The sequence below is a fragment of the Streptomyces sp. A1136 genome (assembly GCF_004795055.1).
In the GTDB taxonomy this organism is placed as follows: Bacteria; Actinomycetota; Actinomycetes; order Streptomycetales; family Streptomycetaceae; genus Streptomyces.
In genome coordinates, this window is the sequence record NZ_SSBJ01000012.1 from 56,699 (window position 1) to 71,101 (window position 14,403).

Here is a 14,403-nt window from a genome sequence, read left to right on the forward strand (position 1 = left end):
GCTCCCTTGAGCCAGTACGTGTCCCGCCTCGGCGGCAGTATCAGCGGCCGCATCGCCGCCGCCCGCTCGACCCGCCACGAGCCGCCCCGCCTGCGGCTCCCGGCCGTGGGCCAATTCCGCAAGCCCCGCCGCGTCGCCATGCTCAGCGTGCACACCTCACCGTTGCACCAGCCCGGCACCGGCGACGCCGGTGGGATGAACGTGTACATCGTGGAGCTCGCCAAGCGCCTGGCCGCGATCAACATCGAGGTCGAGATCTTCACCCGGGCCACCACCGGCGGCCTGCCGCCGCGGGTCGAGCTGGCCCCCGGCGTCCTCGTGCGGCACGTGGACGCGGGCCCCTACGAGGGCCTCGCCAAGGAGGAGCTGCCGGCCCAGCTGTGCGCCTTCACCCACGGCGTGATGCAGGCCTGGGCCGGGCACCGCCCCGGCTACTACGACCTCGTCCACTCCCACTACTGGCTCTCCGGTCACGTCGGCTGGCTCGCCGCCGAGCGCTGGGGGGTGCCGCTGGTACACGCCATGCACACCATGGCCAAGGTCAAGAACGCGGCGCTCGCCGAGGGCGACGCCCCCGAGCCCGCCGCCCGCGTGATCGGCGAGACCCAGATCGTCGCGGCGGCCGACCGGCTCATCGCCAACACCGCCGAGGAGGCCGACGAGCTCGTCCGGCACTACGAGGCCGACCCCGGCAAGGTCGCCGTCGTCCACCCCGGCGTGAACCTGGAACGCTTCACCGTCGGCGACGGTCGGGCCGCCGCCCGAGCCCGCCTCGGGCTCCCGCAGGACGCCGTCATCCCGCTCTTCGCCGGCCGCATCCAGCCGCTCAAGGCCCCCGACATCCTGTTGCGCGCGGTCGCCGAGCTCGTCGACCGCGATCCGTCGCTGCGCGCGCGGCTCTTCGTCCCCGTCGTGGGCGGCCCCAGCGGCAGTGGCCTCGCCAAGCCCGAGGGGCTGCAGAAGCTCGCCGCGAAGCTCGGCATCGCGGACGTGGTCCATTTCCACCCGCCGGTGGCGCAGGACCGGCTCGCCGACTGGTTCCGGGCGGCGAGCGTGCTCGTCATGCCCTCCTACAACGAATCCTTCGGGCTCGTCGCCATCGAGGCGCAGGCCGCGGGCACCCCGGTGCTCGCCGCCGAGGTCGGCGGCCTGCCGGTCGCCGTCAACGACGGCGTGACGGGAATCCTCGTACCCGGACACGACCCCGTGGACTACGCGCGCGAGCTGCGCCGCTTCCTGGACGAACCGGGGCTGACGGACCGGATGGGCGCAGAGGCCGCGCGGCACGCGCAGTTCTTCGGCTGGGACACGGCGGCGAGCGGTACGGCGGACGTGTACACCGCGGCGATGCATGATCATCGCCGTCGCGTACGCTCCCACCATGGCTGACGCAGACGCTGACACCGCCGCGATCGTCGAGGGAACCCTCTCCGAGGCCGGCCTGGACTGGGAGAGCCCGTCACCGGGCTCGTACGTCGTCCAGCTCCCCGGTACCCGCAAGCTGAGCACCACCTGCTCGCTGAAGTTGGGCAAGCACTCCCTGTCGGTGAACGCCTTCGTCATCCGCCACCCCGACGAGAACGAGGCGGGCGTCCACCGCTGGCTGCTGGAGCGCAACCTCAAGCTGTACGGGATGGCGTACGCGGTCGACGGCCTCGGCGACGTCTACCTGACGGCGCGGCTGCCGCTGAGCGTGGTCACCCCCGCCGACCTGGACCGCCTTCTCGGCACGGTCCTGGAGGCGGCGGACGGCGCGTTCAACACGCTGCTGGAGCTCGGGTTCGCGAGCGCGATCCGGCGGGAGTACGAGTGGCGCGTCTCGCGCGGCGAGTCCACCCGCAACCTGGACGCCTTCCGTCATCTGACGCGCCCCGCCTGAGCGCGCCCCGCCTGAGCCCGCCCGGCTCAGCCCGCCCGGCCTGAGCGGACCGGCCCGACGTGGGCCGTCCGCCGTCCGCCGTCCGCCATCCGCCGCCCGTCGGCTGTCAGGCGACGGACGGGTCCGGGACCTGGGCCGGGGCGATGGGAGCGGCGACCACGGCGGCCGGGCCCTCGACCGTGGGCCCGGACGGCGGGACGGGGGCCGATTCACCCTCGGGGAGCCTGCGCATCAGCAGCCAGTACCCCAACCCGGCCACTGTCCCCAGTGCCCCGGTCGCCCCCCACAGCCATCCGGCCCCCAGGTGGTCGATCACGTAGCCGGCCATCAGCGGAGCCACCAGCGAGGCCACCGCCCAGGACAGCGTGTACATCCCCTGGTAGCGCCCCCGCCCGTGCACCGGGGACAGCCGCGCCACGAGGCCCATCTGCGTCGGCGAGTTCACGATCTCCGCCAGCGTCCACACGCACACCGTCAGCGCGTACGCCCACAGCGACCCCGCGAAGGCCGTCATGGCGAAGCCGTAGCCGGCCAGCAGCGCCGAGACCACCAGTAGCCGCTGCGGGTCACGGTGCTCGATGAACCGTGTGACCGGGATCTGGAGCAGCACGATCAGCAGCCCGTTGGCCGCGATGACCAACCCGTAGTCCCCGGCCGAGTACCCGGCCGAGCCCATCGCCACCGGCAGCCCGACCGACCCCTGGGTGAAGATGAGCGAGATGAGGAAGGACAGCCCGACGACCCCCATGAACCGTCCGTCGCGCAGCACCGTCCCCAACCCGATCGCCGGCCCGTGGTCCGCGCCCGAGGTCGTGTCCCTCACCGGGCGGGACTCGGGGAGCTTCACGAAGACGAGCACCGCGCACAGCAGCGTCAGCGTCGCCTCGCCGAGGAAGCCGGCCAGGTAGCTGTACTCCGCCACCAAGCCCGCCGCCATGGCGCTGACGCCGAAACCGAGGTTGATCGCCCAGTAGTTCAGCGCGAAGGCCCGTACCCGGTCCTCGGGGCGGACGATGTCCGCCATCATCGCCGTGACCGCCGGACGCGAGGCGTTCGAGGTCATGCCGACCAGCAGCGCGACCGCCGCGATCGCGCCCGGGTGTTCCATGAACCCCAGCAGCGCCACGGAGCAGGCTGTGGAGAGCTGCGCGGCGAGCAGCGTGGGCCGCCGCCCCAGCCGGTCGGTCATCACCCCCGCGACCAGGGAGGAGAGCACGCCGCCCAGCCCGTGCAGGGCCAGTACGAGGCCGGCGAAGGAGGCCGAGTAGCCCTGGTCGATGGTCAGGTACAGGGTCATGAAGGTCGCGACGAAGGCCCCGAGCCGATTGACCAGCGTGCTCGTCCACAGCCACCAGAAGGCGGGCGGCAGCCCTCCCACGCTCTCCCGCGCCCCGCGTGTCCAACGGCCCACTGACATACGGATTCCCCCAGGCGATCAAGCATCAGCTAGTAAGTGCCTCTTCGGCTCTCGGCACCCTACGAGCGCCTGTCGCGGACACGCCACCCAATTGACGCCGTACGTCAATCGACGGCGGTCGCGGCACGGGCGGAAGGGGCGCGGGAGGGGGTACGGGAGGGCGCGGGAAAGGGCCCGTCGACCGCCGTGGACACCGCGCGCGAGCGCCCCGGGCCGTCCATTAGGCTCGTACGCATGGCCGACGCACCGTACAAGCTGATCCTCCTCCGCCACGGCGAGAGCGAGTGGAACGCGAAGAACCTGTTCACCGGCTGGGTGGACGTCAATCTCAACGAGAAGGGCGAGAAGGAGGCGGTCCGCGGCGGTGAGCTGCTCAAGGACGCCGGCCTGCTCCCCGATGTCGTGCACACCTCGCTCCAGAAGCGCGCGATCCGCACCGCGCAGCTGGCGCTGGAGGCCGCCGACCGCCACTGGATCCCGGTCCACCGCTCCTGGCGCCTGAACGAGCGCCACTACGGCGCGCTCCAGGGCAAGGACAAGGCCCAGACGCTCGCCGAGTTCGGCGAGGAGCAGTTCATGCTGTGGCGCCGCTCGTACGACACCCCGCCGCCGCCCCTTGCGGACGGTACTGAGTTCTCGCAGTCGGACGACCCGCGCTACGCGACGATCCCGCCGGAGCTGCGCCCGCGCACGGAATGCCTCAAGGACGTCGTCGTCCGCATGCTCCCGTACTGGTACGACGCCATCGTCCCGGACCTGCTGACCGGCCGCACCGTCCTGGTCGCCGCGCACGGCAACTCCCTGCGCGCACTGGTCAAGCACCTCGACGGCATCTCGGACGCCGACATCGCGGGCCTGAACATCCCGACGGGCATCCCGCTCTCCTACGAGCTGGACGCCGACTTCAAGCCCCTCACCCCCGGCGGTACCTACCTCGACCCGACCGCCGCCGCGGCCGCCATCGAGGCCGTCAAGAACCAGGGCAAGAAGTAGCCCCGAGCCACTAAAAGCCCCTGCCCGCCGCTTCGCGGCGGGTGGGGGCTTCTTGGCGTCCCGGGGTTGTCGTCGGGGGGCTGTCCGGTCGCCCGTGCCGGCTGACGAGCGCGCGGATCGGGGCGGTTCTACGGTGGAAGGGCAATGGCCGACACGCGGGGGCCCGTGTTCGCCGGGTGGTGCGTTTCGGCTCCTCGCGCACCGATAGGCGGTCCGAACATGGCCACGACCTCAGACACACCCGTCCTGGACACCCTCGCCGCGATGACTCTCGATTCGATCGAGCGGTGCGGCATGGACGAGGGCACGCTCATCTTGACCCGCATCGCCGCGCTGGTGGCCATGGACGCGCCGCCGATCTCCTACCTCGCCCACATCGGCGCGGCTGCCAAGGCCGACCTGAGCGCCGAGCAGTTGCAGGACGTACTCGTCGCGATCGCCCCCGTCGTGGGCACGGCACGCGTCATGTCGGCCGCCGGGCACATCGCCGAGGCGCTCGGTTTCGCCATCGGCATGCAGGAGAGCGAGGCCAAGGCCATGGCCGACAGCGGTGCCAAGGCCATGGCCGACACCGAGGCCCACAGCCGGAAGAAGTAGGCCCCGGACGAGCCCGTCCGACGCGCGGGGCCCCGGCCGCGGCCGCGGACGGGGCCCCGCTTCTGTCTGCTGCCGGGTCGGCGTCAGCCGCCGCACTGGCACGGGGCTCCGGACTGGCAGCCGCAGCCGCAGCCCGAGCCGCAGCCGCAGGCCGCCAGCAGCGGGAGGCGCAGCGGCTCCCGGGACGGCGGGGGCTGCGGCTGCTCGTGCTCCGGGGTGATGGGGACGGGGGAATCGGGCATGGATCCTCCTCGCGGGCGGTGCGCAGGCGGTGTGCCTTCGCACCCATTCACGCCCAGCCGCCCCGGCGCGTCAACGGCGCATTGAAGCGCGACGCGCTCAGACGCCCTCGACCTGGGTCGGCGGCTGCAACTCGTCCGCGTGCTCGCCCGTCACCAGGTAGACGACCCGCTTCGCGACCGACACCGCGTGGTCCGCGAAGCGCTCGTAGTAGCGGCCCAACAGCGTCACGTCGACCGCCGTCTCGATGCCGTGCTTCCAGCGGTCGTCCATCAGGTGCTGGAAGAGCGTGCGGTGCAGGTGGTCCATCTCGTCGTCGTCCTGCTCCAGCTGGAGCGCCAGGTCCACGTCCTTGGTGATGATGACCTCGGCCGCCTTCGCCATCAGGCGCTGCGCCAGCTGCCCCATCTCCAGGATGGTGGCGTGCAGGTCCCGCGGCACCGCCGTGTCCGGGAAGCGCAGTCGTGCCAGCTTCGCCACGTGCTGCGCCAGGTCGCCGGAGCGCTCCAGGTCGGCGCTCATGCGCAGGGAGGTCACGACGATGCGCAGATCGGTGGCGACGGGCTGCTGCCGGGCGAGCAGCGCGATGGCGCGGGCCTCCAAGTCGTGCTGGAGGTCGTCGACCTTCTGGTCGGCGGCGATGACGCTCTCCGCCAGCTTCAGGTCGGCGTCGAGCATGGACGTGGTGGCCCGCCCGATCGCGGAACCGACGAGCCGGGCCATCTCGACCAGGCTTTCTCCGATCGAGTCCAGTTCCTCGTGGTACGCGTCGCGCATTGGTGTCCCTCTCTTGCCTGCTCTGCCTGCTCGCTACTGCTTACCGCTCGCTCTTTCGGCGCTGTGACGCGCTCGGGCGGCCGCGTGGGCTTCCGGCCCCACGTCAACACGGTGGGCCGTGAACGCGTCCGACTCCGGCACCCCAAGTGAATCAGCCCCGTCCCCAGGGTGAACTCTGGGCGACGAGTGTTCGAGCTGCCACCCGAACGGCTGTGGAAGTGTCATCGCGCCTGCTTAACCTGGATGCATGGACGTGAACGCGGCGGTCGCCGCAGCTGCAGCGATCGCCGGTTTGTGCACCGGTGTGATCGCGATGCTGGCGTTCCGCTGGAGCGAGCGCGACCAGGCCCGCCCCACCCGGAGCTCCATGCGCCCCGACATCAACGCGGTGCTCCCGCCCGGAGTGGACACCGTCCTCTCCGTGCTCCGCTCCTCCGCCGTCGTGCTCGACGAGGGGGACGCGGTCGTCAAGGCCAGCTCGGCGGCGTACGCCCTCGGTCTGGTCCGCGGCGGCAAGCTCGCGGTGGAGCCCATGCTCCACATGGCCCGCGACACCCGCCGGGACGGCGAGATACGCCAGATCGAACTGGACCTGCCCCGGCGCGGCACCGGCCGCGGCGAGGCCCTGGCCGTCTCCGCCCGCGTCGCGCCGCTCGGCTCGCGCCTGGTGCTGCTGCTCGTCGAGGACCTGACCGAGGCGCGCCGGATCGAGGCGGTCCGCCGCGACTTCGTCGCCAACGTCTCGCACGAGCTGAAGACCCCGGTCGGGGCGATCTCCCTGCTCTCCGAGGCCGTCATGGACGCCAGTGACGACCCGGAGGCCGTGAGCCGCTTCGCCGGCCGCATGCAGATCGAGGCCACCCGCCTGATCAACCTCGTGCAGGAGCTCATCGACCTCTCCCGGGTACAGAACGACGACCCGCTGGAGGACGCCGAGCCGGTACGGGTGGACACCCTGGTGGCGGAGGCCATCGACCGCTGCCGCCACACCGCGACCTCCAAGCAGATCACCATGGCCGCCGGCGGCACCGCCGACCTGCGGGTGTGGGGCAACCGCGGCCAGCTCGCGGCGGCCCTCGGAAACCTCGTGGAGAACGCGGTCAACTACAGCCCGGCCCGTACCCGCGTCGGCATCGCCGCGCGCCGGGTGACCGCGCCGCGAGGAGATCTGATCGAGATAGCCGTGACCGACCAGGGCATCGGCATCCCGGAAAAGGACCGCGAGCGCATCTTCGAGCGTTTCTACCGGGTCGACCCCGCCCGCTCCCGTGCCACGGGAGGAACCGGGCTGGGGCTGGCCATCGTGAAGCACGTGGCGGCCTCGCACGGCGGAGAGGTGTCGGTGTGGAGCTCGGAGGGCCAGGGCTCCACCTTCACCCTGCGCCTTCCCGAGGCGGGCGCCCCCGCCCCGGGGGCGGCGCCCCCCACCGACCCGGCCGGCAGCCCGTCCGTCGAACCTGCCACCGCCTCCGCCACCACCGCCCGACCCCCGCTCGACTCAGAAACAGCCATCCCTGCCCCGGAGGTCCTTCCGTGACCCGAGTGCTCGTCGTCGAGGATGAGGAATCCTTCAGCGACGCCCTGTCCTACATGCTCCGCAAGGAGGGCTTCGAGGTCGCGATCGCCGCGACCGGCCCCGACGGGCTTGACGAGTTCGAGCGCAACGGCGCCGACCTCGTCCTCCTCGACCTGATGCTCCCCGGCCTGCCCGGCACGGAAGTCTGCCGCCAACTGCGCGGCCGCTCCAACGTCCCGGTGATCATGGTGACCGCCAAGGACAGCGAAATCGACAAGGTCGTCGGCCTGGAGATAGGAGCCGACGACTACGTGACCAAGCCCTTCTCCTCGCGGGAGCTGGTCGCCCGCATCCGCGCGGTCCTGCGTCGCCGCGGAGAGCCGGAGGAGGTCACCCCGGCGGCCCTGGAGGCCGGCCCCGTCCGGATGGACGTGGACCGGCACGTGGTCACCGTCGCCGGCGGGAAGGTGGACCTCCCGCTCAAGGAGTTCGACCTGCTGGAGATGCTGCTGCGCAACGCGGGCCGGGTCCTGACCCGTATGCAGCTGATCGACCGGGTGTGGGGCGCCGACTACGTCGGTGACACCAAGACCCTCGACGTGCACGTCAAGCGCCTGCGCGCCAAGATCGAACCGGACCCGGGCGCACCGCGTTACCTGGTCACGGTCCGCGGCCTCGGCTACAAGTTCGAGCCGTAGACCGCACCGGCGCTCGCCGCCCAACCGGGCGCTCCACACGGGAAGGGCCCCCATCCGCAGCGGATGGGGGCCCTTCCCGTGGTACGTGGTGTTCCCGCGGGTCTCAGTGACCGGCGGCGTGCGAGGCCGAACCCGAGGGGGTGCCGGACGGGGCTGCCGACGCGGCGCCCGAGGGGGTGCCGGCGGGCGCGCCGGACGGGGTCCCGGACGGGCTGCCCGAGGGGCTCGCGCCGGCCGCGCCGGGGGCGGGGGCCGGGGCCTCGGTCGGGCCGAAGGCGGCGTACATGCCCGCGCCGGGGACGACGTAGGCGCCGAGCCTCACGTCGCCCGTGTCGCTCAGCTGGAAGACGACCTGCTGCACGTTGCCGTCCTGAACGGCCTCGCGGCCGCCCTCGACCACGGCGGAGGCGTTGCCCTTGCCGCCCAGCACCAGGGAGCCGCCGGCGGGGACGACGACCTTGCCCGAGCCCTCGGCCGGCTTCACCGTCACCTTGGTCTTGCCACCCGCGAGGGTGATGCCCTCAAGGGTCTGGGGGCTGCTGCCGCCGTTGAAGACGGTCGCGGAGATGGCGGCCGGGCCCTTCTTGTCCTTCGTGCTCGGGGTGATCACGAGCGCGTTCTGGATCTTGATGTCGCCCTTGGTGACGGCGGCGTTGTCCGGCTTGATCTCCAGAGTCTGCGCGTCACTGCCCGCAGCGCATGCGGAGAGCGAAGCGATCGAGAACACGATGGCGGTAGCGGCGAGAGCGCCGCGTCGAAGGCTGCGGCTCACGGCGGCGGCAACTCCTTGGACGTACGGACGGAAGGTGGACGACCCCAGCTCGCGCTGGGGGAGGTGCCCCGTCGGACGGCTGAGGTAAAGCCGCCCTAAGGGTGTGTCAGCGCGCTTAGGTTACCGAGCCGCCGCCCCGCCCCCGCACCCGACCCTCCGCAGTGCCCGGGCCGCCCTGTACGGGTCCTCGCGATCACCGCGAGATCCGTCCACGATCACTCGCGGCGTCCGCCCGCGATCACCAGGACGACGGCCCCCTCCGCCCGACGATCTCGCATTCCCCATATCCCGCGAAGATCGCCGGGGTCGCGGTTGGCGTGCGGTTCGGACGCCGTTCGCCGATCGCTTTCCGGATTCCCCCGAACGCCATCCGATGATCAATTCGAGGATTGGGCCGGAACCGCTCCGTACAGGCGCCCGCCAGTCGAACGGAGTAGTTCGGTTTCCGGCCTTCGAACCCGGCAAAACGGGACGTACGTCACACCGAACGGCGCGTCCCCCAGGTGTAGCGTGGTCGTTTCGTCCGGTCCGCACAGCGCCTCCGACCTGCGAATACCCCCTTCCGGAAGCCCTTCGCAGCACGTACGTGTCGCTGTTGTCAAGCCCCGAGATGTGCCCTGACCTGCGAAAACGCCATTCATAACAGTCAGTTCTCGTGTTACCCTGGATAGCCACGGAAGGGGTACCTGTCACATGACGTTCAAGGTTGGCGACACCGTGGTCTATCCCCATCACGGGGCCGCGCTGATCGAGGCCATTGAGACTCGTCAGATCAAAGGCGTGGACAAGACCTACTTGGTGCTCAAGGTCGCCCAGGGCGACCTGACGGTTCGTGTGCCTGCGGACAATGCGGAGTTCGTCGGCGTTCGCGACGTAGTCGGCCAGGACGGGCTGGACCGGGTCTTCGAGGTGCTCCGCGCACCGTATGCAGAAGAGCCGACGAACTGGTCCCGGCGCTACAAGGCAAATCTGGAGAAGCTCGCTTCTGGCGACGTCATCAAGGTCGCGGAAGTCGTGCGTGACCTGTGGCGCCGTGAGCGCGAGCGCGGGCTTTCCGCGGGCGAGAAGCGCATGCTCGCGAAGGCGCGCCAGATCCTGGTGAGCGAGCTCGCGCTCGCCGAGAACACCAACGAGGACAAGGCCGAGGCCCTCCTCGACGAGGTCCTCGCGTCCTGACGCGAGAACCCCTACGCGACGAGCCGGAGGGATCCGCTCCACAGATCCCGTCGTGCAGGCCCTTCGCAGACAGTTGTGCCGCGGTGCCCGATGACAAGGAGACTTGTTGCCGGGCGCTGCGGCATGTCTGTCCCCATATATGTCTTTCGCGCTCGCGCCTCCGCGCTCTCGCGCGCATCGCACGTGTCACGCAATCGCACGTGTCACGCAATCGCACGTGTCACGCAGGCCGCACGTGTCACACCGGGTCCGGGCAGCCGACTCGACCGGTCGTCACGGAAGGGGCGAGGGCGGCGCACCCGGAGTCACGTTCAACGCCATACCCATGTCGGCCGAAGTCACAAACCTGGCTCGGAGCTACTGATGTCTGACGAATCGCGCCCCCACCGCACCGCCGCCGTCATCCCGGCCGCCGGGCGGGGGGTGCGCCTGGGCCCCGGCGCCCCCAAGGCTCTGCGGGCCCTCGGCGGGACGCCGATGCTGATCCACGCCGTCCGCGCCATGGCCCGCTCCCGGGCGGTGTCCCTCGTCGTGGTCGTCGCCCCCTCCGACGGAGCGGCCGAGGTGCGCCGCCTGCTGGACGAGCACCCGCTGCCGGAGCGGACCGAGATCCTCGTCGTACCGGGTCGCGAGACCCGCCAAGGGTCCGTGCGCGCGGGCCTGGAGGCGCTCCCGGCGGACGTCACCTGCGTGCTCATCCACGACGCGGCGCGCCCGCTGGTCCCCGTAGAGACCGTCGACGCCGTCGTGGAAGCGGTCCGCGACGGCGCGCCCGCCGTGGTGCCCGCGCTGCCGTTGGCCGACACCGTCAAGGAGGTCGAGCCCGGCAAGCCCGGCGAGCCGGAGCCCGTCGTCGCCACTCCGGAGCGGGCGCGGCTGCGCGCCGTCCAGACCCCGCAGGGCTTCGACCTCGCCACGCTGCGCCGCGCGCACGAGAAGTTCGCCGTCAACGGCGAAGGCGCCACGGACGACGCCGGAATGGTGGAACGCCTCGGCGTCACCGTCGTGGCGGTCCCCGGCCACGAAGAGGCCTTCAAGGTGACCCGTCCGCTCGACCTGGTCCTCGCCGAGGCCGTACTCGCCCGCAGGAGGGCCACCGATGCCTACTGACCCCACCGGCCCTGCCGACGCCAGCCCCGCCGGCCCCACCGGTCACGACGCCGGAGCCGCCGCCGCCCCGCCGATGCCGCTCGTCGGCATCGGCACCGACGTGCACGCCTTCGAGGCCGGGCGCGAACTGTGGTGCGCCGGCCTGCTGTGGGAGGGCGAGGACGGCCTCGCCGGACACTCCGACGGCGACGTCGCCGCGCACGCCGCCTGTGACGCCCTCTTCTCGGCCGCCGGTGTCGGCGACCTCGGCGCGCACTTCGGGACCTCCCGCCCCGAGTGGTCCGGTGCCGCGGGCGTCACGCTCCTCGCGGAGGCCGCGCGTATCGTCCGGGCCGAGGGCTTCGAGATCGGCAACGTCGCCATCCAGGTGATCGGCGTACGCCCGAAGATCGGCAAGCGGCGCGAGGAAGCGCAGAAGGCGCTCACGGCCGCCGCCGGCGCCCCCGTTTCCGTCTCCGGCACCACCACCGACGGTCTCGGTCTCACCGGCCGGGCCGAAGGCCTCGCCGCCATCGCCACGGCCCTCGTCTACCGGACGAACCGGACCTAGCGGCCCCCGGCGGGCCCTACGGCGACCCCGCCGCGACAACAAACAGTGCCCCGCGTCCCCGAACGGTCGCGGGGCACTGCTACGGGCCCACTACCCTGGATGCCGTGACTATTCGCCTGTACGACACCAGCGCCCGGCAGATCCGCGACTTCACCCCGGTCACCCCGGGCTGTGTCTCGATCTACCTGTGCGGCGCCACGGTGCAGGCCGCCCCGCACATCGGGCACGTCCGCTCATACCTGAACTTCGACATCATGCGCCGCTGGTTCAGCTACCGCGGCTACGACGTCACCTTCATCCGCAACGTGACGGACATCGACGACAAGATCATCACCAAGTCGGTCGAGCAGGGCCGCCCCTGGTGGTCCATCGGCTACGACAACGAGCGCGCCTTCAACGACGGCTACGAAGCCCTGGGCTGCCTCCCGCCCACCTACGAGCCCCGCGCCACCGGCCACGTGCCGGAGATGATCGAGATGATGCGCGTCCTGATCGAGCGCGGTCACGCCTACGCGGCCGACGGCAGCGTCTACTTCGACGTGCGCTCCTTCCCCGGCTACCTGTCCCTGTCGAACCAGACCATCGACGACCTGCGCCAGCCCTCCGAGGACGGCATCACCGGCAAGCGGGACCCGCGCGACTTCGCCATGTGGAAGGCGTCCAAGCCGGGCGAGCCCGACTGGGAGACCCCCTGGGGCCGCGGCCGTCCCGGCTGGCACCTGGAGTGCTCCGCGATGGCGCACAAGTACCTGGGCAGCGTCTTCGACATCCACGGCGGCGGCCTGGACCTGATCTTCCCGCACCACGAGAACGAGATCGCCCAGGCGAAGGCCTTCGGCGACGAGTTCGCGCGGTACTGGGTCCACAACGCGTGGGTCACCATGTCCGGCGAGAAGATGTCCAAGTCCCTCGGGAACTCGGTGCTCGTCTCCGAGATGGTCAAGCAGTGGCGTCCGATCGTCCTGCGCTACTACCTCGGCACCCCGCACTACCGCTCGATGATCGAGTACAGCGAGGAGGCGCTGCGCGAGGCGGAGTCCGCCTTCGCGCGCATCGAGGGCTTCTGCCAGCGCGTGATCGAGAAGGCCGGCGGCCCCGTCGAGCCGGCCGCCGAAGTGCCGCCCGCCTTCGCCGAGGTCATGGACGACGACCTGGGCGTGCCGCAGGCGCTCGCGATCGTGCACACGGCGGTCCGGCAGGGCAACAGCGCCCTCGCCGCCGACGACAAGGACGCGGCCATCGCACGCCTGTCCGAGGTACGGGCCATGCTGGGCGTCCTCGGCCTGGACCCGCTCGACCCGTCCTGGGTCGGCGAGGCCGATCGCGGCGAGGACCTCCACGGCGCCGTGGACACCCTGGTGCGCCTGGTCCTGGAACAGCGCGAAGCCGCCCGTGCCCGCAAGGACTGGGCCACCGCGGACGCGATCCGCGACCAGCTCCAGCAGTCCGGCCTGGTCATCGAGGACGGTCCCACGGGACCCCGCTGGACGCTCGGCCCCCGCTGAGCCCACCGGAGCAGTCCCGCTGTGCCGCCCGGCGTCCCGGGCGGCACACTCTTCATACGTACACACCGCAGCACCAACGAAAACAGGTAGAGGTCATGGCCGGGAACAGCCAGCGCAGGAACCGCCGCACGTCCAACAAGAAGGGCGCTACGGTCGGCAGCGGTGGCCAGCGGCGCAAGGGCCTGGAAGGCAAGGGCCCCACGCCCAAGGCCGAGGACCGCAAGAAGCACAAGGCGAACCGCATCAGCAACGCCATGGCCCGCCAGGCCGCCAAGCGCCGCCCCGCCCCCCGCCGCGGCGGCCCCAAGGGCACCAGCGAGATGGTCGTCGGCCGCAACCCGGTCTTCGAGGCGCTGCGCGACGGCGTCCCGGCCACCACCCTCTACGTCCAGCAGTTCATCGACAACGACGAGCGCGTGCGCGAGGCCCTCCAGCTCGCCGCCCAGCGCGGCAACATCAACCTGATGGAAGCCCCGCGCCCCGAGCTCGACCGCATGACCAACGGGCTCAACCACCAGGGCCTGGTCCTCCAGGTCCCGCCGTACGAGTACGCGCACCCCGAGGACCTCACCACCGCCGCCTACGACAACGGCGAGGACCCGCTGATCGTCGCCCTCGACGGTGTCACCGACCCGCGCAACCTCGGCGCGATCGTCCGCTCCGTCTCCGCCTTCGGCGGTCACGGCGTGGTCATCCCCGAGCGCCGCGCCGCCGGTATGACCGCCGGTGCCTGGAAGACCTCCGCCGGCACCGCCGCGCGTACGCCGGTCTCCCGCGTCACCAACCTGACCCGCGCCCTCCAGGACTACAAGAAGGCCGGCATCGCCATCGTCGGTCTCGCCGCCGAAGGCGAGCACACCGTCAACGACCTGCCGGCGCTCGCCGGTCCGGTCGTCATCGTCGTCGGCTCCGAGGGCAAGGGCCTCGGCCGCCTCGTCGGCGAGAACTGCGACTACCTCGTCCGCATCCCGATGCCGGGCGGCGCCGAGTCGCTGAACGCCGGTGTCGCCGCGGGCGTCGTGCTGTACGAGGCCGCCCGCCGCCGCGCCGAGGCGCCGCGCACCTGATCGCCCGGCCCGTCCGGCCCACTCCCTTGATCCGGTTGGCCCAGGGAGCGTGACCCGTGAGCGTGTCACCCCGCCCCGTCCGGGCGGGGTGACTTGATCTTGACGG

The 14,403-nt window shown here is 71.6% G+C and carries 15 protein-coding genes; 11 read left to right on the forward strand and 4 right to left on the reverse strand.

Features of this window, described 5'->3' with window-relative positions:
* The first annotated feature begins 6 nt into the window (after positions 1–6).
* Positions 7–1,389: a D-inositol-3-phosphate glycosyltransferase gene (mshA, locus tag E6R62_RS13985; RefSeq protein ID WP_136213725.1), complete on the forward strand. Its 1,383-nt coding sequence runs from the start codon at positions 7–9 to the stop codon at positions 1,387–1,389.
* Positions 1,382–1,879: a YbjN domain-containing protein gene (locus E6R62_RS13990; protein ID WP_136213726.1), complete on the forward strand. Its 498-nt coding sequence runs from the start codon at positions 1,382–1,384 to the stop codon at positions 1,877–1,879. The genes mshA and E6R62_RS13990 overlap by 8 nt, the downstream gene beginning before the upstream one ends.
* A gap of 106 nt (positions 1,880–1,985) precedes the next feature.
* Here the strand turns inward: E6R62_RS13990 and E6R62_RS13995 are convergent, their stop codons facing one another.
* Positions 1,986–3,296 (reverse strand): MFS transporter, encoded by a 1,311-nt coding sequence (locus tag E6R62_RS13995; protein WP_136213727.1) that lies wholly within the window; start codon positions 3,294–3,296, stop codon positions 1,986–1,988.
* A 234-nt stretch (positions 3,297–3,530) separates the two neighbouring features.
* Between E6R62_RS13995 and E6R62_RS14000 the strand changes: the two genes are divergently transcribed.
* Both E6R62_RS14000 and E6R62_RS14005 read left to right on the forward strand, forming a co-directional pair.
* A complete protein-coding gene (locus E6R62_RS14000; RefSeq protein ID WP_136213728.1) occupies positions 3,531–4,289 on the forward strand; it encodes a phosphoglyceromutase in 759 nt (252 codons plus the stop codon).
* Positions 4,290–4,508: 219 nt separating this feature from the next.
* On the forward strand, positions 4,509–4,886 hold the full coding sequence (locus tag E6R62_RS14005; protein WP_136213729.1) for a carboxymuconolactone decarboxylase family protein: 378 nt from the start codon (positions 4,509–4,511) through the stop codon (positions 4,884–4,886).
* Between the two features lie 83 nt (positions 4,887–4,969).
* Here the strand turns inward: E6R62_RS14005 and E6R62_RS39505 are convergent, their stop codons facing one another.
* Positions 4,970–5,128, reverse strand: a complete 159-nt coding sequence (locus tag E6R62_RS39505) for a hypothetical protein (protein ID WP_168714046.1) — start codon at positions 5,126–5,128, stop codon at positions 4,970–4,972.
* Between the two features lie 97 nt (positions 5,129–5,225).
* Positions 5,226–5,903, reverse strand: a complete 678-nt coding sequence (gene phoU / locus E6R62_RS14010; RefSeq protein WP_136213730.1) for a phosphate signaling complex protein PhoU — start codon at positions 5,901–5,903, stop codon at positions 5,226–5,228.
* A 247-nt stretch (positions 5,904–6,150) separates the two neighbouring features.
* Between phoU and E6R62_RS14015 the strand changes: the two genes are divergently transcribed.
* Positions 6,151–7,440 (forward strand): cell wall metabolism sensor histidine kinase WalK, encoded by a 1,290-nt coding sequence (locus E6R62_RS14015; RefSeq protein WP_136213731.1) that lies wholly within the window; start codon positions 6,151–6,153, stop codon positions 7,438–7,440.
* A complete protein-coding gene (locus E6R62_RS14020; protein WP_030387286.1) occupies positions 7,437–8,117 on the forward strand; it encodes a response regulator transcription factor in 681 nt (226 codons plus the stop codon). The genes E6R62_RS14015 and E6R62_RS14020 overlap by 4 nt, the downstream gene beginning before the upstream one ends.
* Before the next feature lie 103 nt (positions 8,118–8,220).
* Here the strand turns inward: E6R62_RS14020 and E6R62_RS14025 are convergent, their stop codons facing one another.
* Entirely contained in the window at positions 8,221–8,889 is a 669-nt protein-coding gene (locus E6R62_RS14025; RefSeq protein WP_136213732.1) for a DUF461 domain-containing protein, read from the reverse strand.
* Between the two features lie 693 nt (positions 8,890–9,582).
* Between E6R62_RS14025 and E6R62_RS14035 the strand changes: the two genes are divergently transcribed.
* From E6R62_RS14035 to rlmB, 5 genes are all read left to right on the forward strand, one after another.
* Positions 9,583–10,065 carry a CarD family transcriptional regulator gene (locus E6R62_RS14035; protein WP_003953493.1) on the forward strand — a complete coding sequence of 161 codons (483 nt, stop codon included), beginning with the start codon at positions 9,583–9,585 and terminating at the stop codon, positions 10,063–10,065.
* 363 nt (positions 10,066–10,428) lie between these two features.
* Complete coding sequence (ispD, locus tag E6R62_RS14040; protein WP_136213733.1) at positions 10,429–11,175, forward strand: 2-C-methyl-D-erythritol 4-phosphate cytidylyltransferase; 747 nt, start codon at positions 10,429–10,431, stop codon at positions 11,173–11,175.
* 73 nt (positions 11,176–11,248) lie between these two features.
* Positions 11,249–11,725, forward strand: a complete 477-nt coding sequence (ispF, locus tag E6R62_RS14045; RefSeq protein ID WP_136213840.1) for a 2-C-methyl-D-erythritol 2,4-cyclodiphosphate synthase — start codon at positions 11,249–11,251, stop codon at positions 11,723–11,725.
* Positions 11,726–11,829: 104 nt separating this feature from the next.
* Positions 11,830–13,230, forward strand: coding sequence for a cysteine--tRNA ligase (cysS, locus tag E6R62_RS14050; protein WP_136213734.1), 1,401 nt, complete (start codon positions 11,830–11,832; stop codon positions 13,228–13,230).
* Between the two features lie 95 nt (positions 13,231–13,325).
* Entirely contained in the window at positions 13,326–14,297 is a 972-nt protein-coding gene (gene rlmB, locus E6R62_RS14055) for a 23S rRNA (guanosine(2251)-2'-O)-methyltransferase RlmB (RefSeq protein WP_136213735.1), read from the forward strand.
* Positions 14,298–14,403 lie beyond the last annotated feature (106 nt).